At 64.3% G+C, this 18,570-nt stretch carries 18 protein-coding genes; 6 read left to right on the forward strand and 12 right to left on the reverse strand.

Going from position 1 to position 18,570, the window contains the following annotated elements:
• Positions 1 to 62 precede the first annotated feature (62 nt).
• Complete coding sequence (locus tag P1K30_RS06220) at positions 63 to 1,091, forward strand: Gfo/Idh/MocA family protein (protein ID WP_275631826.1); 1,029 nt, start codon at positions 63 to 65, stop codon at positions 1,089 to 1,091.
• A complete protein-coding gene (locus tag P1K30_RS06225) occupies positions 1,092 to 2,111 on the forward strand; it encodes a Gfo/Idh/MocA family protein (protein ID WP_275631827.1) in 1,020 nt (339 codons plus the stop codon).
• 132 nt (positions 2,112 to 2,243) lie between these two features.
• On the opposite strand, the gene P1K30_RS06230 is transcribed toward P1K30_RS06225, so the two are convergent.
• The 7 genes from P1K30_RS06230 to P1K30_RS06260 all read right to left on the reverse strand — a co-directional run bounded on the left by P1K30_RS06230 (position 2,244) and on the right by P1K30_RS06260 (position 11,707).
• Complete coding sequence (locus P1K30_RS06230; RefSeq protein ID WP_275631828.1) at positions 2,244 to 3,485, reverse strand: Hint domain-containing protein; 1,242 nt, start codon at positions 3,483 to 3,485, stop codon at positions 2,244 to 2,246.
• Between the two features lie 137 nt (positions 3,486 to 3,622).
• Complete coding sequence (locus tag P1K30_RS06235; RefSeq protein WP_275631829.1) at positions 3,623 to 4,387, reverse strand: hypothetical protein; 765 nt, start codon at positions 4,385 to 4,387, stop codon at positions 3,623 to 3,625.
• Positions 4,388 to 4,670: 283 nt separating this feature from the next.
• Entirely contained in the window at positions 4,671 to 5,435 is a 765-nt protein-coding gene (locus P1K30_RS06240; protein ID WP_275631830.1) for an SDR family NAD(P)-dependent oxidoreductase, read from the reverse strand.
• A 34-nt stretch (positions 5,436 to 5,469) separates the two neighbouring features.
• Positions 5,470 to 7,809, reverse strand: coding sequence for a TRAP transporter permease (locus P1K30_RS06245; protein WP_275631831.1), 2,340 nt, complete (start codon positions 7,807 to 7,809; stop codon positions 5,470 to 5,472).
• 51 nt (positions 7,810 to 7,860) lie between these two features.
• On the reverse strand, positions 7,861 to 8,916 hold the full coding sequence (locus tag P1K30_RS06250) for a TAXI family TRAP transporter solute-binding subunit (protein WP_275631832.1): 1,056 nt from the start codon (positions 8,914 to 8,916) through the stop codon (positions 7,861 to 7,863).
• Positions 8,917 to 8,972: 56 nt separating this feature from the next.
• On the reverse strand, positions 8,973 to 10,661 hold the full coding sequence (locus tag P1K30_RS06255) for a sulfatase-like hydrolase/transferase (protein ID WP_275631833.1): 1,689 nt from the start codon (positions 10,659 to 10,661) through the stop codon (positions 8,973 to 8,975).
• Between the two features lie 128 nt (positions 10,662 to 10,789).
• Positions 10,790 to 11,707, reverse strand: coding sequence for a LysR substrate-binding domain-containing protein (locus tag P1K30_RS06260; RefSeq protein WP_275631834.1), 918 nt, complete (start codon positions 11,705 to 11,707; stop codon positions 10,790 to 10,792).
• Positions 11,708 to 11,876: 169 nt separating this feature from the next.
• On the opposite strand from P1K30_RS06260, the gene P1K30_RS06265 reads away from it, so the two are divergent.
• A complete protein-coding gene (locus P1K30_RS06265) occupies positions 11,877 to 14,036 on the forward strand; it encodes an esterase-like activity of phytase family protein (protein ID WP_275631835.1) in 2,160 nt (719 codons plus the stop codon).
• Between the two features lie 100 nt (positions 14,037 to 14,136).
• Here P1K30_RS06265 and P1K30_RS06270 read toward each other — a convergent pair whose 3' ends face one another.
• Positions 14,137 to 14,340: a hypothetical protein gene (locus P1K30_RS06270; protein ID WP_275631836.1), complete on the reverse strand. Its 204-nt coding sequence runs from the start codon at positions 14,338 to 14,340 to the stop codon at positions 14,137 to 14,139.
• Positions 14,341 to 14,532: 192 nt separating this feature from the next.
• Here P1K30_RS06270 and P1K30_RS06275 point away from each other — a divergent pair, with 192 nt between their 5' ends.
• Entirely contained in the window at positions 14,533 to 14,724 is a 192-nt protein-coding gene (locus P1K30_RS06275; RefSeq protein WP_275631837.1) for a PLD nuclease N-terminal domain-containing protein, read from the forward strand.
• Positions 14,717 to 15,883 (forward strand): AI-2E family transporter, encoded by a 1,167-nt coding sequence (locus P1K30_RS06280; protein WP_275631838.1) that lies wholly within the window; start codon positions 14,717 to 14,719, stop codon positions 15,881 to 15,883. Before P1K30_RS06275 ends, P1K30_RS06280 begins: the two co-directional genes overlap by 8 nt.
• Here the strand turns inward: P1K30_RS06280 and P1K30_RS06285 are convergent, their stop codons facing one another.
• The 3 genes from P1K30_RS06285 to P1K30_RS06295 all read right to left on the reverse strand — a co-directional run bounded on the left by P1K30_RS06285 (position 15,884) and on the right by P1K30_RS06295 (position 17,182).
• A complete protein-coding gene (locus P1K30_RS06285) occupies positions 15,884 to 16,330 on the reverse strand; it encodes a PRC-barrel domain-containing protein (RefSeq protein ID WP_275631839.1) in 447 nt (148 codons plus the stop codon).
• A 139-nt stretch (positions 16,331 to 16,469) separates the two neighbouring features.
• Entirely contained in the window at positions 16,470 to 16,781 is a 312-nt protein-coding gene (locus P1K30_RS06290; protein WP_275631840.1) for a hypothetical protein, read from the reverse strand.
• A 35-nt stretch (positions 16,782 to 16,816) separates the two neighbouring features.
• The gene (locus tag P1K30_RS06295) at positions 16,817 to 17,182 is read right to left on the reverse strand and encodes an ElaB/YgaM/YqjD family protein (RefSeq protein WP_275631841.1); all 366 of its coding nucleotides are present in this window, start codon (positions 17,180 to 17,182) and stop codon (positions 16,817 to 16,819) included.
• Positions 17,183 to 17,353: 171 nt separating this feature from the next.
• Here P1K30_RS06295 and P1K30_RS06300 point away from each other — a divergent pair, with 171 nt between their 5' ends.
• Positions 17,354 to 17,527, forward strand: coding sequence for a DUF1328 domain-containing protein (locus P1K30_RS06300; RefSeq protein WP_275631842.1), 174 nt, complete (start codon positions 17,354 to 17,356; stop codon positions 17,525 to 17,527).
• Positions 17,528 to 17,639: 112 nt separating this feature from the next.
• Here P1K30_RS06300 and P1K30_RS06305 read toward each other — a convergent pair whose 3' ends face one another.
• Positions 17,640 to 18,449: a response regulator gene (locus tag P1K30_RS06305; protein WP_275631843.1), complete on the reverse strand. Its 810-nt coding sequence runs from the start codon at positions 18,447 to 18,449 to the stop codon at positions 17,640 to 17,642.
• Positions 18,450 to 18,570 lie beyond the last annotated feature (121 nt).

Below are 18,570 nucleotides of genomic sequence, written 5' to 3' on the forward strand. Positions count from 1 at the left end.
CAAACCCGTGGCATCCCGTCGCAGCGGGTGCTACGACTTCCCGGACAGGGGAGGAGACCTGCATGACACAGCCATTCGGCATCGCCGTCATCGGCGCTGGCATGGCCGCGACGCCGCACGCCCGCGCGCTGGCCGAGCTTTCACCCGACATCGCGGTACGCGGGGTCTGGACCCGTGGCGACAGCGGCGCCGCGATGGCCGCCGAGTACGGCTTTCCGCTTGCCGACAGCCCCGAGGCGTTGGCCGCCGATCCGTCGGTCGACGCACTGCTGCTGCTGACCCCGCCCGATGCGCGGACCGATCCGGTGCGCCTGTTCGCCGGGGCCGGAAAGCATGTGCTGTCGGAAAAACCCATCGGCCGCACGCTGGCCGAGGCGGAAGAGGTCGCCGCGATCTGCGCCGACGCGGGCGTGCAGCTTGGCGTCGTGTTCCAGCACCGCTATCGCGCCGGGTCGGTCGCGTTGCAACGAATGCTGCGGGACGGCGAGCTTGGCACGCTTCAGATGGCCCGCGCCGACATTCCGTGGTGGCGCGACCAAGGCTACTACGACGCGCCGGGCCGCGGCACGATGGCGCGTGACGGCGGCGGGGTTCTGATCAGTCAGGCGATCCACACGCTGGACCTGATGCTGTCGCTGACGGGGCCGGTGCGCACCGTGCAGGGGCTGGCGGCGACCACCGGGCTGCACGACATGGAATGCGAGGATTTCGCCACCGCCGGGCTGCGGTTCGAGAATGGTGCGGTCGGATCGGTCTTCGCCACGACGGCCGCATGGCCCGGAGGCGCGGAATCCATTCGATTGGACTGTTCCAAATGCGTCGCAACGCTGCAATCGGGCACGCTTAGGATCGACTGGCGCGACGGGCGCACCGAAACCGTGGGCGAGGAAGCCGCCACCGGCGGCGGCGCGGATCCGATGGCCTTTCCGCATGACTGGCACCGCGACCTGATCGCGGGCTTCGTCGACGCGGCACGGGCCGGTCGCGCGCCCGAGCCATCCGGCCAGGACGCCCTAGCGGCGCAGGGGCTGATCGACGCGATTCTGCGATCCTCGGATACGGGTCGCGCTATTCAATTGGGAGACTCCTGAATGACAGGTCCGGTTCTTGGCGTGATCGGCATCGATCATCGCCACATCTACGAAATGCTTGGCATGATGATCGACCACGGCTGCACCGGGCGCGGCTGGTGGACCGAAGGTCAGCCGGGCACGCAGGACGGGTTCGTGAAACGCTTTCCCGACCTGCCCCGTGTCGACGATCCGGAAACCCTGCTGGCCGATCCGGATGTCGACATGATCCTGCTGGCGGGCGTCCCGTCCGAACGCGCAGAGTTCGCGATCCGCGCCATGCGCGCGGGCAAGGACGTGATGGTCGACAAGCCGGGCTGTACCACGATGGAGCAGCTGGCCGAGATCCAGAAGGTGCAGGCCGAGACCGGGCGGATCTGGTCGGTGAATTACTCGGAGCATTTTCAGGTCGCCAGCGTGACCAAGGCGGCAGAGCTGATCGCCGCGGGCGCAATCGGTAAGGTGATCCAGACGGCAGGCTTCGGGCCGCACCGGCTGAACCGCCCGACGCGGCCGGACTGGTTCTTCGACGAGGCCCGCTATGGCGGCATCCTGTGCGACATCGGTTCGCACCAGATCGAGCAGTTCCTGTTCTTCACCGGCAGCGACGACGCCGAGATCGTGACCTCGACCGTTGCCAACTTTGCCAATCCCGACGATCCGGGGCTGCAGGATTTCGGCGAGATCCTGATCCGGGGCGACGGCGTGCAGGGCTACGTGCGGATCGACTGGTACACCCCCGACGCGCTGCCGACATGGGGCGACGGGCGGCTGACGATCCTTGGCACCGAAGGCTATATCGAGCTTCGAAAATACGTCGACATCACCGGGCGCGAAGGCAAGGACCACCTGTTCTTGGTGAATGGCGATCGCTGCGAACACATCGACGCGTCAGGGGCGGGCCTGCCCTATTTCGCGGCGCTGATCGCGGACGTACGCGACCGGACAGAGACGGCGATGCCGCAGGCGCGCTGCTTCAAGGCGATGGAACTGGCGCTTCGGGCGCAGGCGCAGGCCGCGCGGCTGGGCAATCTGTCCTGACGGGACGGCGGGCGGGGCGATGCGCGCCAGCGCGAGCGCCGTCGCCGTCCCGCGCCCCGAAACCGCCCCCACAAAAAGAAATCGGCCGGCGCCCCCGTGCCGACCGATTTCCAAGGCGGTGTCTGGACCGTATCAGGCCGACATCATCGCCTTCGCTTCGAAATTCTTCAGAACCGGGCGGGCCGGGGCGCCGAAGGCATCGACGTTCCCATCCAACTGCGGGAAGATCCGGAACAGTTCGTCCCGCGCCGCCATGTCCAGCGTCGACAGCCCCAGCTCTCCGGGGTGGAAGCTTTCGGATTCCACGCCGTTCGCATAGACGATCTCGTGCTGCGCGAACATGAAGTGGTAATAGACCACCTCGTCGGCGTCATATTCGACGGTGACGGTGCTGTCGTTGACCAGCGCCTTGGCCGGAACCAGCATTTCGGTTTCACCGAACAGCGCCTCGCAGCGCCAGTCGGACACCAGCATGCGGTGCTGCGGCGACACCAGCAGGTCGCGCTCGGGCATGTTCTCTCCCAGCGCGCCGGCACGGATGCGGATCGGACGCAGGTTGCCGCCGCGCGCCAGTTCCGACGCGCCGATGCGGCGGTTCGCGATCCATTGCAGCGGCTGGAAACCGCTGTCCTTGGTCAGGACCATGTCGCCCGGCTGCAGATCCTCGACCCGCTTCACGCCGCCCTTCACCAAGATCTCGGTGCCGCCGGCAAAGCAGATTGGCGCATCCACGAAGTCGATGCCGATGGTCGCCTTGTCGCCGTGGTCGATGTGGGCCTGCAGGTGGATCGTCTTCTCGTCGCCGTTCCGGTCGAGATAGGTGATCTCGTACACGCTGGGCGCGCCGCAGTCGCCGTCGGTTTCCTTCAGCGTATAGGTGCCGTCGCCGAAGTCGTCGCCGTTCTGGTCGCCGGTCTCGCCGCTGCCATAGACGTTGGACGCGGTATAGACCGGAGAGATCGGGTTCCCGTGCGCGTCCATCGCGGTGAAGCTGACGACATTCGACATGTACAGCTTGTCGATGGTCTGAAGGCTTTGCACACTCATGCAGAAGTCGCCGACGAAATCGCCCGCGTTCACCTCGACGATGTCGACGTCGTGGCCGCCGTCGTCATAGCGCAGGGTCAGGCTGTCGCCGTAATCCTTGCCGGTGCCGTCGAGGTACACGTAGGTGTCCTTGTCGACGTTTTCCTGCATCGTGCGGATCGAGTGGTTGTCGTAGCTGCCACCGGGGTTGTCGATCAGGACCTTGCCGTAATGGTTGATGTCGGCCTGATAGATGCCGCTGACTTGGTCGACAGGATTGCCGTCCTTGTCGCACCAGCCCTTGGTCAGGCCCTCCCAGAACCAGTTCCCGAAAATCGAATAAGTCATTGGCAGCCCAGCCCCCACGCAGGTTCGTGGGAGAATATATGCCGCAAGGTTATCTAAACAAAGCCTAGATTTTGCCCCAATTGAAAATCGAAAAGGCCCTTTTTAAAGGAAATCAGACGGTTGCTGCCACAATTTCGTCAATAATCCGTTAACTCTGTCAGGACGGCTACCGCGGCAGCCGTGGTCTCCAGATCATCAATCCGGCGCACAAGGTCGTATTGTTGCACAACCGTGTCCGCCATCTCGGAAATGGATTCGCCGGTCAGCTTGTGGAGCCCCCGGATCATGCCGATCAGGTCGAATTCCTTGGCCCTGTAGCCTACTGATTCGAAGTCCAGACCGACCGCTCCGTCCGACGTGAATTTGAAGTTGTGGGCCGACACGTCGCCCTTGGTCAGAACGTACTCGGTCAGCGGCACTTGCGTCAGCAGCTCGCGCAGGACGGCGTAGGCCGGGTTGCCCTCCATCTCTTCGTACTGGCCGAAATGATCCCACAAGGTCTCGTCCCGTTTCTGGGTGCCGACGGCGCTGTGAAAGCCCGCGACCCAACGCGCCATCATGCCCAGCGCGTCCATCACGCGGCCCTCGTCGATGAAGTGCTTGAACCCGTGCCCCTTCACCTCGCGCGTGACGATCACCCGTTCGGTGTCGGCGGAATAAACCATGACCGGCATGGCCACGGGCCAGCGTTTCGACAGGATCTGCTTCTCGCGGTCGTACCGCAGGTTCGCGTCGCCCGCGCTTGCATCCGCGTCGGTGAAGATCTTGGCGAAGAACGCCTGCCCCTCGCCGCGCAGAAGCATCGTCATGTTCTTGTCGGACCGGGCCATCGGCTCGACCGACAGTTGGTTGACGCCGGTCGCCCGGGTGATGTCCTGAGCCAGTTCGCGAAGTACCGCCATCGGACTCCTCCTGCGCTGTGCCCCGTGCCGGATCGGACGGACGCGAGGCGGGTTCTGCGGTTCATGCGCCGCACCACTGGGCCCGACCAAGCCGGCGCCCGGCGCGGCGGCCAGCGTAACCGACGTTCCAGCATGGGACTCCCCCATGTGTAAAGGGGAGGAGCCGCAACTATGCGTGCAACGGCGGATTTTGCCGGGTGACGGCTGCGTTTATGGCGCCTGAAACCGCACGGGCCGCCCGGATTGTCTCCGCGCCGCCGACACGCCGTCGCCCCCTGCCCGGTCAGCCCGCGGTCCAGCCCCCATCGACCGACAGCGCGGACCCCGTCACAAGCGCCGAGGCGTCGGACGCAAGATAGACCGCAGCCCCGGCCACATCGCCAACCTCTCCGGCGCGCCCCAGCGGAATGTTCTGACCGATCCAGCGCCGGGTTTCCGGTTCATCGAAGAACGGCGCCGTCAGCGGGGTCAGGATGAAGGTCGGGCAAATCGTGTTCACGCGGATTCCCATCGGACCAAGGTCGATCGCCATCGCCTTGGTAAAGCCCTCGACCGCGTGTTTGCTGGCGCAATAGACCGACCGCTTCGGCCCGCCGACCTGCCCCATCTGGCTGGAAATGGTGATCAGCGAGCCCGGACGCCGCGCCGCGACAAGGCCCTTTGCCACGGCCTGCGCCAGAAAATAGGCGGCGCGCAGGTTCACGGACATGACCGCGTCGAAGTCCTGCGCCTGCGTTTCCGTTGCGAAGCTGTGCCGCGCCGTACCCGCCGCGTTGACCAGCACGTCGAACGGCCCACCCTCGGCTACGGCGGCGGCGGTCGCCTCAAGATCGGTGATGTCCAGCGGCAAAGCCTGCGCCGCATGGCCTTCGGCCTGCAGCGCGTCGCGCGCCTCGTGCACCAGCGCATCGCGCCGGCCGGCCACGGTCACCTCGGCCCCCGCCCGCGCCAGCGCGGCGGCGCAGGCCAGCCCGATGCCGGAAGAGCCACCCGCGACCAGTGCGCGGCGGCCATCCAGCCGCATGTCGGGCGTTCGAGGCAGTTTCATGTCGGTCACTCCGTCATGCGCCGGTCCGCCGCCCTTATGCGCGGGATGCGACCGGGCCACCCGGCTTGTCACGCTTTAACCAGTGCCACGCGACGACCCCTGCCGCAAGAACCACGGCCACGGCCCAGACCGGCGGTGCCTTGGCCAGAGCCCCAAGCGCCAGCACCAGCCGCAGCAGCGCCTCGATCCGGGTCATCCGGCCGCCGTCGAACCGGGCCAGCACGCTGGCCAGCAGGTACAGCGCCACGGCGACCCGCACGGCGATCAGCGCCAGCGCGCCCCAGTGAACCGTACCGTCCAGCCCCGGAAGATAGCGGTCTCCGCCCGGCACCGGGTTCAGTTGCGCCGGTTCGATCAGCAGAAGCTCGGGGTAGAAGGCGAAGATGAAGGGGATGACGAACATCACGATCCCGGCCTTCACCGCGGCAAAGCCGGTGCCCATCGGGTCGCCTTTGGTGATCGACGCCGCCGCAAAGGCCGCCACGGCCACCGGAGGCGTGATCGCGCTGGCCACCGCGAAGTAGAAAATGAACATATTCGCCGTGAAGGTCGCGATGCCCAGCCCCACCAGCATCGGCCCCATCAGAAGCGCCACGTTGATATAGGCGGGAACCGTGGGCATCCCCATGCCCAGCAGGATCGCCATCACCATCGTCGCGCCCAGCGCCGCCACAAGGAACAGCCCGCTGTCGCCGATGGTTCCGCCCGAGGCCCGCAGCCAGCCGATGATATCCACGGCGATGTAGTTCGACAGACCCGTCAGGTTCAGACAGAAGTCGATGACCGACACGGCAAGGAACATCAGGTACAGGCGGCTGACCAGCGTGCCCGCCTCAGCCAGCGCGGTGATGATCAGGCCGGGCCGCTGGCGGATCTCGCGGTCGAGGAAGAACAGCACCACCAGCAGCGCCGTCGCCCACCAACCGGCGGACCCGGCGTCGCCTGCCGAGTTCTGGATCAGTTGCAGCAGCCACGGCAGGTTCTCGGCCCGGCAACCGTTTTCCGTCACGATCTTGGTCACGCCCCACAGGCCCGACAACGGGCCGCAGCCGATCGCCTCTTTCGGGGTCAGCAGCAGCACAAGGATCAGCAGGATCGGGGCGAAGATCATCAGCAGGTGAATCCGGTCCTCGCGCGTCAGCCGCATGTCGTCGGTGGCGTCGCCCACCGGCTGCAGCCCCTGCTTGCGGGCCTCGAACACCACGGTCAGGAACAGGCATCCGAAATAGGCGACCGCCGGGATCATCGCCGCGATGATCACGTCGCGATAGGGCACCACGGTCATCGCCGACAGCACGAAGGCCGCGACCCCCATCACCGGCGGCATGATCTGCCCGCCGGACGACGCCGCCGCCTCGATCCCGCCCGCGAAATCTCGCCGGAAGCCGCGCTTCAGCATCATCGGGATCGTCAGAACGCCGGTGGACAGGACGTTGACCACGGGCCCGCCCGAGATCGTCCCGAACATGGCCGAGGACACGATGGCGGCGTGGGCCGGTCCGCCGCGAAGGCGACGGGTCCACAGGAAGGCAATCTTGATCAGCGACCGCCCGCCCGCCGACACACCGAACAGCGCACCCAGCACGATATACGGAAACACGGTGTTCATCAGGATGCCCATGAACCGGCCCAACAGGCCCTGCCCGTTGTTGACGAGGATGTCCTCGACATTTGGCCGACCGTCGATCAGTTGGCGCGGCTCTCCGCCCAGCTTGGTGACGAGGTACTTGTTCATGTCGTCGGCGCCGAACAGGTACCAGATGACCACCGTCAGCAGCGTGTAGGCCGCAATCGCGATGGCCACCGCGACCAGCGACACGCCCCAGACCCGCACGTTGTAGCCAAGGAACACGGTCACCGCCGCCGCGATCAGCGGGAAGATCCACAGGCTCAGCGTGCGGATGCAGCTTGGATCGTCCACCGTGGTGGGCACCGGAAGGCCCATCATCTCGGCGAACTCTTTCTCTTCCTGCAGGCTGCGCGCGATCAACTCGGCACGTTCGCCGGTGAACTGGTCGATCAGGCAGACCGCGTCGATCTCGATGAGATAGCCCAGCGCGATCAGCGTCGCCATCGTGACCAGCGCAACGTCCATGAACAGACCAAAGCCCCGCTTGGCCGGGGCCTGCCCGGAGAAGCCGCGCGCGAAGGAATGCTCCAGCGCGACGATCGTCATCATCAGGACGAAGACCAGCGGGAACAGGTATTCGTAGGGAAAGCGCCGGATCACCGCGCCCTTGCCGAACGCCTGCTCGAAAGCGGCATCCAGCCCGGGGATCGCGGGCATGGTGTTCAGCAGGCCGATGATCACAAGGATCATGCCAAGCACGCGCGCCAGCCGGTGCGCGGTGTCACGTTCGACGGTGTCGCTCATCGCTTTGTCCCCGATAAGGCGGCCGGGCGCTGTCCGCCCGGCCGTGTGGGATCACCCTTCGGCTTTGGCGCAGTCGGGCACTTCGTAGCCCGCCTCTTCCCACGCCGCGACGGCGCCGGGGTGGTACTTCAGCGGGTTCGCGCCGCAGAAGCCGCTTAGATCGGCGTCCAGCACGCCGATGTTGATGTTGCCGGCATAGGGCGTCTTGGCCTTCATGCGGTCCATCGCTTCGATATACGCCGTGGTCAGCGCCTTGGCGGTATCGAAGTCCATGTCCTTGTGCACCACGTCCGCAAAGGCGGTGCCCAGCCCACGGAACACGCCGTCTTCAGAAACCAGACGCACACCGTCGGTGTACCCCATGTCTTCCCAAGCGACCGAGATCGGGACGTTGCCGGGCGCGTTGAACAGCTTGCTGTAGGCGTCGCTTTCGAACACGTCCTTGGGCGTCGACACGATCACCACGTTGCCCGCGGCCTGCATCGTCGTGACGCGGGACGACGGGAAGGTCAGCGGCACCACGAACGCATCCATCGAGCCGTCGACCAATTGCGTCGCAAGCTGTGCCCAGTTCGCCTGGTGGCCGGTGTAGTCCTCGCCATCGGTCAGGCCCGCCGCACCGGCGATCGCCTGCCGCGCGTTGACCAGCGCGGCGCCCCGCGGGGGGCCGTTCCAGACATTCTTGCCGGCAAGGTCGTCCCAGGACTCGATGCCCTCGCTTTCCAGCGCGATCAGCCCGTAGGCCCCCGCGTTGTAGGGGTACAGCGCGCGCAGGTTCGACGCGAGCTCGGCGCCCTTCTCGGGTCCGATGCTGGAAAACGGCCCGCGCCCCGCGTTCAGCAGGAACGGCAGGATCAGCGGCATCGCCGAGATGTCCGTCTTGCCTTCCGCGATGTTGACGATCGAGTTGGTCAGGGTCTGGCCTTCCTGCACCTGCAGGTTGGCAATCCCGGCTTCCGCCGCGATCTCTGCCAGATGCAGGATCGAAACGTGCGGGCTGTTGCCCGGGCTGGACGTTTCGGCGGTCAGGTTGGCCTGCGCGCTGGCGCCGGTGGCGATGACGGCTGCCAACGCGGACGCGGTCATGGCCCTCGTCAGGATGTTCATGGATGCTCCTCCCAATTTGTGTGTAGACGCGCCGCCCTCCCCGGCGGCGCGGGTCTTCAGGTCTGTTCCGTTTGTCTTCCCGTCTTCATGTCCTTCGCCTTTCGCCCACGGTAGTGCACCGAAAGTTCCAGCGGAATGTCATTCTCGTCGTAGACACCGATGATCACGCCACGGCGGCGGGTCGAGGTGCGCATCTCGATCAATTGCTCTTCCGTGCGCGTCGTCCGCTGCGAGGTGCGGCGGGCCCAGCGGAACAGCTTGTCGTACATCCGCTCGATCACCGGGGCCATGTCGGCGCGGTCGCCAAGGTCGGTCAACTCGTGCGGGTCGTTGACCAAGTCGAACAGGATCGGACGGAACCCGCCCTCGCAGTGGATCAGCTTCCAGTCCTTGTCGGCGACCATGAACATCACCGCCTCGCGGACGTTCAGGCCCAGCTTGTCGGCCAGCGGCGTGGCCGCATAGTCGTATTCGCAGATCACATGGTCGCGCGGCATCTCGGTCGCGGTGCCGTGCAGGATCGGCAACAGCGAATGCCCCTCTAGGATGTGCGACGCCGGTTTGCCGCCCGCGACCTCGACGAAGGTCGGCGCAAAGTCGATGCACTCCACCAGCGCGTCCGACACCGTTCCGCGAGTCGCGTCCGCCTTTGGCGAGGGGTCGTAGACGATCAGCGGCACACGGGTCGAGGTGTCGTGGAAGAACTGCTTTTCCCCCATCCAGTGATCGCCAAGGAAATCGCCGTGGTCCGAGGTCAGGACGATCATCGTCTCGTCCATCCGCCCGGTGTCTTCCAGCCACTTGAACAGACGGCCCATCTGGTCGTCGCACTGCTTGATCAGGCCCATGTAGGCGGGGATCACCGCGTTCCGGATCTTGTCGGTCGAGAATGCCTTACCCACGGGGCTTTCCATCATCCCCCTCAGCACCGGATGCGCGTCGTCGTATTCCGCCGCGCTGCGGATCGGCCCCTGCACATGCTCGGGGCCGTACATGTCGTGATAGGGCTCGGGCACGATATAGGGCCAGTGCGGCTTGATATACGACAGGTGGCACATCCACGGGCCGTCGTGCCCCTCGATGAACTCCATCGCGCGGGTGGTCATGTAGGGCGTTTCGCTGTCCTCGTCCGCGATGTTCGCCGCCTCGGTCGAGTTCTTCAGGAACCAGCCCGACAGCACGTTGCCCTCGGCATCGATGCCCGAGTTGGCGAAGTCGTGCCACGGGTTCTCGGACTCGTATCCGCGCGCCTTCAGGTAGTTGGTGTAGTTGTGGGCATTGGTGATGCCACCCTCGGCAAAGCTGCCGTCCGGGCCCTTGGTGACCATGCCGTCATCGCGTTCCCAGATGTCGAAGCCGCATTCCGCCACCCGCGCGCCGATCTTCGAATCCGGGTCCAGCCCAAGGCGTGCCATCCCCTCTTCGTCGGCTTCCATGTGGGTCTTGCCGACCAGCCACGCGTCCATACCGGCATCGCGCAGGTGATCTCCCATCGTCATCTCGCCCACTTTCAGCGGCGTGAAGTTCCAGCTGGCGCCGTGGCTGTGGACGTAGCGGCCGGTGTAGGTCGACATGCGGGACGAACCGCAGATCGGCGACTGGATGTAGGCGCGCGTGAAGCGCACGCCCTTCGACGCCAGACGGTCGATGTGCGGCGTGTGCAGATGCTTGTGTCCGTAACAGCCAAGGTAGTCCCACCGCAGTTGGTCGAACATGATGAATAGAATGTTCTTCGGCTTGGCCATGCGTCGCGGATCCGGCACCGCGTTGCGTCGCGCCGCCGGGATCCTCCTCCCTGTTTCCTCGGCAATCAGGCTAGCGACGCGCCAACCGCGAAGGAAATATCAATTTCGGTGAAGGCATAACCTGAATGTTATGACAGACCCAGATCCGCCACCTCGTCCCGGATCGTCTGGATCAGCAGTTGCGCCGGGGCGGACAGCTTGCGCCCCGCGACGTTGGAAATCCCCACGGCGCCCATCAGTTGCGGCGCATCCACCGCCAGCGTCACGACATCCCCGGCGGCGACCTCTTTGCGCATCGCGCCAAGCGGCAGGCAGACGACGGCGTCCGACGCTTGCAGGTAGTTGCGCGAGAACTCGAAAGACACGGTTTCGATCAGGTTGGTGAAGCCGCTGACGCCTTGGCTGATGATGAAGCGGTTGATCTCGTCCCGGATGATCGTGCCGCCGGACGGCAGGATGACCGGGAAGTCATCGACCTCTGCCACGGACACGCCGGAGCGCGCCGCCAACGGATGCCCGGCGCGTGCGAAGAACACCAAACCCTCGGTATAGAGATGCTCGAAGTTCAGACCGGCCATCTTTTCGGCCGCCGTGATGCGGCCAAAGCCGAAATCCACGAAACCGTCCCGCAAGCGGTGGTGCAGCAGGCCGCTGGCGATGGTCTCAAGGACGACGTCTACCTCGGGGTACAGCGATTTGAACCGCCGCACCGCGCCCGGCATCACCACCCGCACCACGTTGGGCATCGCGAAGGCGGTGACCTTCTCGGCCCCCATCTGGCCGCGCATCGTCTCTATTCCACGGTCAACCTGCCCAAGCCCCGCGCTGACGTAGGACAAAAGCGTGCGGCCCGCTTCGTTCAGCTCCAGCCCGGTGGCGGTGCGATCAAACAACGGCGAGCCCATCTCTTCCTCGAACTCGCGCAAGGACCGAGAGACGCCGGGCTGCACCGTGCCCAACGCCTCGGCGGCGCGGGTGGCTGACCCGTGGCGGGCGACGGCAAGGAAGCAGCGCAGGTGACGCATACGAATTCGGTTATGGCTCATGCCCCCACAGTTCCCGATTTTTGGGCAAAACGAAAGAACCCAGCCGCCGACGGTCCGCGTTTGACGGTGCGCGGCGCTGACTCATCCACAGGCAATCGCCGCGCTGTCACCTTGCTGTTGCATCCCGGCGCTAGCCCAACCCGGAACAACACAACAAGGGGACAGTTCCATGCTCAGCAAACTGCTGCTTGCGGCGTCGACACTCGCGCTTGCCGCGGGGGCCGAGGCCCAAGTCTTCAACCGGATCGCCAGCTACCCGGTGTCCGAGAACACGAGCGCCGATGCCGATACCGAAACCTCGCCCGAGATCATCGCGGCCACCGAGGACGGCATGACGCTGCTTTACTCGGACAGCCCGCTGGGCGTGATCGGTATGATCGACATCTCGGACCCTGCGGCCCCGATGGGCAAGGGCGTCGTCGAGATGGACGGCGAACCGACCGCCGTGTCCGTCATCGGCACGATCGCCTTCGTTGGGGTGAACACCTCGGAAAGCTACACCGATCCATCGGGCAAGATGGTGTCCATCGACACCGCGACCGGAGAGATCACCGGCGAATGCACGCTGGCCGGCCAACCGGATTCCACCGCCCCCGCGAAGGACGGGTCCTTCGTCGTCATCGCCATCGAGAACGAGCGTGACGAAGATCTGGGCGACGGCGGCCTGCCGCAGATGCCCGCTGGCGCCGTGCAGATCGTTCCCGTCACCGACGGCGCGATGGACTGCGGCGCGATCATCACCGCCGACGTGACCGGCCTTGCCGACATCGCGCCGGAAGATCCCGAGCCCGAGTTCGTCGACGTGAACGACGCCGGGCAGATCGCCGTGACGCTGCAGGAAAACAACCACATCGTCATCCTCAACGCGGATGGCAGCATCGCCAGCCACTTCTCTGCCGGTTCGGTCGATCTTGAAGGCATCGACACGCAGGAAGAGGGCGCGCTGGTTTTCACCGACAGCCAGCCCGGTCGCCTGCGCGAACCCGACGCGGTTCAGTGGCTGGACGACGACCGCCTTGTGATCGCCAACGAAGGCGATTGGAACGGCGGCGCGCGCGGGTTCACCATCTTCAACAAGGATGGCACCGAGCTGTACGAGAACTACACCGGCATCGAGTACGAAGCCGTGATGGCCGGGCACTATCCGGAAGACCGTTCTGGCAACAAGGGCGTCGAGCCCGAGGGGATGGAAGTCGGCGTCTTCGGCGACGACACCTATATCTTCCTGCTGCTGGAACGCGCTTCGCTGGTCGGCGTGTACCGGGATACCAGCGGCGACCCCGAGTTCATCCAGCTGCTGCCGTCGGGCATCGGCCCGGAAGGCGCCTATGCGATCCCGTCGCGCAACCTGCTGGTCACCGCCAACGAAGCCGATCTTGGCCCCGACGGCGGCGTGCGCGCGCACGTGATGCTGTACGAACTTGGCGACGGTCCGGCCGCTTATCCGCAGATCAAGTCCACGATGGACGACGAAGGCCGTCCGATCGGCTGGGGTGCGCTTTCTGGGCTTGCCGCTGATCCCGCAACCGCCGGAACGCTTTACGCTGTGTCGGACAGCTTTTACGGCATGCAGCCCGCGATCTTCACCATCGACGCGACGCAGACCCCGGCGCTGATCACCGACAAGCTGGTGCTGACGCGCGAAGGCGTTCCGGCGCAGGGGCTCGACCTTGAAGGCGTGTTCGCCAACGACGACGGCACCTTCTACGTCGCGTCCGAGGGCCGTCTTGACCGCGGCGTCCTGCACGCGATTTACCACGTCGGCGCGGATGGCGAGATCGAAGAGACGATCCCCTTCCCGAAAGAGATCATGGCCGTCGAACGCCGCTGGGCCGCCGAGGGCGTCACCCGTATCGGCGATGTCCTGTGGGTCGCGATCCAGCGCGGGTTCGATGACGATCCGGCGAACCAGGTCAAGCTTCTGTCCTATGACCTCGAGTCGAAGGAATGGGGCGGCGTCGCCTATCCGACCGAGGCCGTCGAAAGCGGCTGGGTCGGTCTGTCGGACATCACCTTCGCGGGTGGCGACGTCGTCTACATCATCGAGCGCGACAACCAGATCGGCGCCAACGCCGCCATCAAGCGGCTGTACTCTGTGCCGCTGGCGGATCTGGAACCCGTCGCCCTGACCGAAGATCTGCCGGTCGTCACCAAGACGATGGTCTACGACTTCATCCCCGACCTGCAGGCGCTGAACGGCTTTGTCGTCGACAAGATCGAAGGCTTCACAATCGACGCGGACGGCAACGCCTTTGCGGCGACCGACAACGACGGCGTCGACGACAGCTCGGGCGAGACGCTGTTCTTCAAGGTCGAGATGGACATGTGATCAGGCGGCGGGCGGCGCGTTCCGCAAGGCCTGCCCCAAAAAAGATTGCCGCCGCGCGACCCCCATCGCGCGGCGGCTTTTCTTTGCGCAAGTGCCGGGCTCAGTCTACGAAACCAAGCCTGTCGAGCGCCTCGCGCGCCACGCCGGATTGACCAGGTGCCTTCGACATAACGATGTCGTTCAGTTGCCGGACAATGTGGTGCAGTTCACGAGAGTTCAGTCTGTTTCGCACGAATTCGTGCAATTCGGTGGCGGACAGATCGTTGATCCGACGCGCCAACCCCATCCTGGCTGTGTCTGCCATATCGCTCCCCATAAGCATGAAGAATTTATGACTCGTGGATACGATTCGGTAAAGGTTCAGATGTTGGAAAAGTGGCACAATTGCGGCGAGCGCAGCCAAAATTCCGCACTGCAGCACCGGAACTTTCGCCCGACCACCCGCGTTACCTAGGGAAATGGAATTTCGCGGAGTTGCATGATGGGGCAATTAAGTATGTTCGAGCTTTCCGGAATCGGCGGGCTTATTCTTCTGGCGCTGGACATCTACGCGCTGGTTTCGATCGTGTCTTCTGACGCATCGACAGCGAAGAAAGTGATCTGGTCGCTGGCCGTGATCATCTTCCCGCTTGTGGGCTTCATCGCTTGGCTGTTGTTCGGCCCGCGCGGCAGCCCGCGGCATGCCTGACGAGAAGGATAGCCGTAGGCTCCCGACCGTCATCCTGCTGTCCGCCGGCGCCGTCGGCATTCTGGCGACCGGAGTGATCCTCCGGTCGGCGGAATCCGTTCTGGCGCCGATGACGCTTGCGCTGGTGACTGGCATCGTGCTGTCACCTTTGGCGGTGTCGTGGGAACGCGTCGGCATTCCACACAAATTCGGTGCGATCCTGAACCTAGTGGTCGCCCTGTGCGCCATCGGTGGGTCCATATTCCTGCTTCAGCCGGTCGCCATGCGGATGATCGATCAGGCCCCGAAAGTCGTGGCTGACGTCGAATCCACCGTGCGCGAATTGCGCGAGATGGTCAGCGGGCTGGACGAAATGTCCCAAGAGGTGGCCGACGCCATGCAAGGGAAAGAGGATGAGGACGCCGAAGAACCGCTGGATATGACCGAGGTCAATACGCCAGTTCCAGAATCCGGCCCCGCGGCCGATCCAGAGGACGACCCAGAGGCGGAAGAAGACAGTTCCGACGAAGAGGACATCGCCGAAAGTGCACCGGTGCCGTCGGTGACGGACGTCGTATGGCTGGCACCTTCGATCCTTGCCCAGGTCGCGATCTTTGCGGGTACGCTGTTTTTCTTCCTTGCGACGCGGGTAGAAACCTATCGCTGGATCGCCCGTCATATTCCTTGGAACGTCGACCGCTCGTTGATGCTTCAACGGCTGCTAGAGGCAGAAAAGCGCGTATCGCGGTACTTTCTGACCGTGGCGGTCATCAACGCGGGACTCGGGCTTGCCGTGTTCGGTGCGATGACACAACTGGGCGTCACCGGCGCGCCGGTCTGGGGGCTGGTCGCCTTCCTGTGCAACTTCGTTCTGTACCTTGGCCCCGCCGCGTTCTTCGTCGCCATGCTGTACGCAGGCATCGCATCGTTCGACGGTATACAGGCGCTGTTGCCTGCCGCGTGCTACATCGGCCTGAACTTCATTGAGGCGCAATTCGTCACGCCGACAGCTGTTGGCAAGCAGCTTTCCCTGAACCCGCTTGTGGTGTTCCTGTCGGTCGTCTTGGGCATCTTCATCTGGGGTGCCATCGGCGGCATCGTCGCGATCCCCATCCTTGTGTGGATCCTTGTGATCAACGACTTCACCGGCATTGCGTCAAACGAGACGAAGGCGGCGTGATCAGAACGCCGCGCGCGGCATCGCGTCGATCGCCGCTTTTTCGAGGCCTGCATGAACGATGTAGGCCTCGACACCGTCCCCGCCGGCGTCTTCCACCTGCAGATCGTCGAAGCTGATCACGACGCGCTCGCCCGTCAGCCCCAGCGGCCCGCCGGTCAGACGCACGACGGCATCGGTTATGCGGCCCGTGCCGCTGACCATGACCTCTGCGACGGAACCGACCACTTGGTCGTTGGCGTCGATCACGGCGGCGCGCATCAGCGCATCAATGTCGAGCCCGGTGAAGGTCAGCGCCGTATCCGGCAGGAACTCGACACTCGGGGCAACATCGGGGGCAACGGTCGTGCTGAATGCCGCAGGGACAACCTCGGCATCGGAAGAATCGTCGGTCGTGGCGGGGGTCTGAACCAGCACCGCAGACGCAAGGATGAAAGCGCGTGTTAGCATTTTTCCTGCTCTCTTGTTTCGTCCTGTTGTGGATAAAACACGCAAGCGGCGGAAAAAGTTCCGCGGAGCAAAGGCTTGAACGAAAAAACCGGCAGGGGAGACCCCCTGCCGGCATCGATGTTCAAAAGGGCTGGAGTAATTACCTGCGGCGCGCGGCCAGACCGGCCCCGATGCCTTGAACGAAAGCGGCCGCGATGGTCGCGAACGCCTGAACCTGTGCGCTTTGCGCCGTCATCGCGGGGGGCGCGACAACCGGACGGCGCGGACGGGCGATGCGTGCGATCAAAAGGACCAGCACGCCAAACCCGGCAAAGCAGCCGCCAACGATCAGTGCGGCATCAAGCGGCGTCGCCACAAGCCGCAAGGCGATCCAGCCAGCCGCGGTCAGAAAGCCGATACCGACCAGAAGCATCACCATACCGAAAAGGCCCAGCGCAGAGCGCAGGGCCATAGTCCGGGCGGTGTAATTCAGTCCGCCTGCCAGCATCATTTGCGGCGCAGCAGAAGGCCGGTCAGAAAGCCGACGCCGGCGGCGATACCGACAGCCATCGCGGGGTTTTCGCGGATCGACTGCTCGGCTTGGCTATAGGCCAGCTGGCCACGCGCGCGGGCATGGTCCACGGCGGCTTCGCCTTGCAGTTTCCACTCGGTGGCTTGGTCAGAAGCGGCGGTCTTCAGCGCCTCGGCACGGGTTTTGCCCATGCCCTTCATCGTACCCGTCAATGCGGAAAGGTCCTTCTTGAGGATTTCGATCTGCGCTTTCAGTTCGTCAACATCGGTAGATTTCGACACCGCTTCAACCTCGTTGCTCGATTTTCCGGTTCCATTCGATTTCGGTGCAGCAGTGGCCATCACATGACTCCTTCATTCGCGTGTGCGCTTGCAGAAAGAACGCGTTGCTCTTCGGAATGTTCCGTCATTGGCCATAAAAATAAGTGGGAACCGGCGCGGGGGCAGAGCGTTTGTATTCCAAATCACACGTCATGACGGCGTGTTGAACATTAACTCAAGGAGGGTCTCACCATGCTTGGTTGGGCACTGACATTCCTGGTTATCGCGCTGATCGCAGCTGTCTTCGGCTTTGGTGGCGTCGCTTCGGCTTCGGCCGGGATTGCACAAATACTATTCTTCATCTTCCTGGTACTTTTCGTGGTCGCGCTCATCGCCCGCGCGGTCCAAGGCAAGCCGCCAGTGTAAGATGAAGTCGGGCGCGGGGCGGCTGGCAACACCGCTCCGCGTTCCACCTTATAAGCAAGGCCGCCCGATGCGTCGGGCGGCCTTTTCGTTTGTCTGGGTGCACTGCCGCAAATCAGGCGTGCAGCGTCTCTGTGCTGGCGAAGAACATCGCTTGGCTGATGGCAGAGCGCACCTGCTCCTCCGAGTACGGCTTGGTGATGACGAAGGCCGGTTCGGGCCGCTCGCCGGTCAGCAAACGCTCGGGGAAGGCCGTGATGAAGATCACCGGAATATCGCTGGCCGCGGCGAGGATCTCGTTCACGGCATCGATGCCAGACGACCCGTCGGCCAGTTGGATGTCCGACAGGATCAGGTCGGGCTTTTCTTTCCCGGCCAAATTCACCGCAGCGGATGCAGTGCGCGCGACACCGGTGATGGCGTGACCCATCTCGGCGACGATGTCCTGCAGGTCCATCGCAATGATCGCTTCGTCCTCGATGACCATGACGCGGCCTTTGACCGCCTCTTCCATCTCGCGCCGGGCGACGTCGATCAGGTGCGACACGTCGGACACTTCAAGCTCCATCACCGCTGCGATTTCCTCGACCGAGAATTCCTCGACCGTGCGCAGCAGAAGGGCCTCGCGCGTGTTCTTCGTCAGGCGGGACAGGTGGCGCTGCGCCCGCTGGGCGATGCCTTCGTCCTCGCCCTCGACCGGGGCGCCGGCGCTGCTCCAAATGATGTGGAACGCGCGAAAAAGGGCAACCTTGTCAGAGTATCCCTGATCGAACACGGAGCGATCCGCCAGCAGAGCTTCCAGCGTTGCGGCGGCATAGCTGTCACCTGTCGTCTGGCTACCGGTCAGCGCACGGGCGTACCGCCGCAGATACGGAAGCAGCCCCGCAACCTTAACCGACAGATAGTCGCTTTCGTCCTTTGCCATTGTCCGTCCTGTTTTTTGCATTTTTCATGGAACCGAACGCGGCAACGCGCGTTTGGTTCCGCACCGAGTCGAAAAAAGTCATGCGACAGGGAACAAAACCGAAGCCTCGGCACAGGAAAGA

The sequence above is a fragment of the Psychromarinibacter halotolerans genome (assembly GCF_029168315.1).
In the GTDB taxonomy this organism is placed as follows: domain Bacteria; phylum Pseudomonadota; class Alphaproteobacteria; order Rhodobacterales; family Rhodobacteraceae; genus Psychromarinibacter; species Psychromarinibacter halotolerans.

Coding starts and splice junctions, on each gene's coding strand:
- P1K30_RS06265 (WP_275631835.1), top strand. CDS start 11,877: ATGCTCAGCAAACTGCTGCTTGCGGCGTCGACACTCGCGCTTGCCGCG.
- P1K30_RS06290 (WP_275631840.1), bottom strand. CDS start 16,781: ATGGCCCTGCGCTCTGCGCTGGGCCTTTTCGGTATGGTGATGCTTCTG.
- P1K30_RS06275 (WP_275631837.1), top strand. CDS start 14,533: ATGTTCGAGCTTTCCGGAATCGGCGGGCTTATTCTTCTGGCGCTGGAC.
- P1K30_RS06225 (WP_275631827.1), top strand. CDS start 1,092: ATGACAGGTCCGGTTCTTGGCGTGATCGGCATCGATCATCGCCACATC.
- P1K30_RS06295 (WP_275631841.1), bottom strand. CDS start 17,182: ATGGCCACTGCTGCACCGAAATCGAATGGAACCGGAAAATCGAGCAAC.
- P1K30_RS06235 (WP_275631829.1), bottom strand. CDS start 4,387: ATGGCGGTACTTCGCGAACTGGCTCAGGACATCACCCGGGCGACCGGC.
- P1K30_RS06285 (WP_275631839.1), bottom strand. CDS start 16,330: ATGCTAACACGCGCTTTCATCCTTGCGTCTGCGGTGCTGGTTCAGACC.
- P1K30_RS06300 (WP_275631842.1), top strand. CDS start 17,354: ATGCTTGGTTGGGCACTGACATTCCTGGTTATCGCGCTGATCGCAGCT.
- P1K30_RS06230 (WP_275631828.1), bottom strand. CDS start 3,485: ATGACTTATTCGATTTTCGGGAACTGGTTCTGGGAGGGCCTGACCAAG.
- P1K30_RS06245 (WP_275631831.1), bottom strand. CDS start 7,809: ATGAGCGACACCGTCGAACGTGACACCGCGCACCGGCTGGCGCGCGTG.
- P1K30_RS06260 (WP_275631834.1), bottom strand. CDS start 11,707: ATGAGCCATAACCGAATTCGTATGCGTCACCTGCGCTGCTTCCTTGCC.
- P1K30_RS06255 (WP_275631833.1), bottom strand. CDS start 10,661: ATGGCCAAGCCGAAGAACATTCTATTCATCATGTTCGACCAACTGCGG.
- P1K30_RS06280 (WP_275631838.1), top strand. CDS start 14,717: ATGCCTGACGAGAAGGATAGCCGTAGGCTCCCGACCGTCATCCTGCTG.
- P1K30_RS06270 (WP_275631836.1), bottom strand. CDS start 14,340: ATGGCAGACACAGCCAGGATGGGGTTGGCGCGTCGGATCAACGATCTG.
- P1K30_RS06305 (WP_275631843.1), bottom strand. CDS start 18,449: ATGGCAAAGGACGAAAGCGACTATCTGTCGGTTAAGGTTGCGGGGCTG.
- P1K30_RS06250 (WP_275631832.1), bottom strand. CDS start 8,916: ATGAACATCCTGACGAGGGCCATGACCGCGTCCGCGTTGGCAGCCGTC.
- P1K30_RS06220 (WP_275631826.1), top strand. CDS start 63: ATGACACAGCCATTCGGCATCGCCGTCATCGGCGCTGGCATGGCCGCG.
- P1K30_RS06240 (WP_275631830.1), bottom strand. CDS start 5,435: ATGAAACTGCCTCGAACGCCCGACATGCGGCTGGATGGCCGCCGCGCA.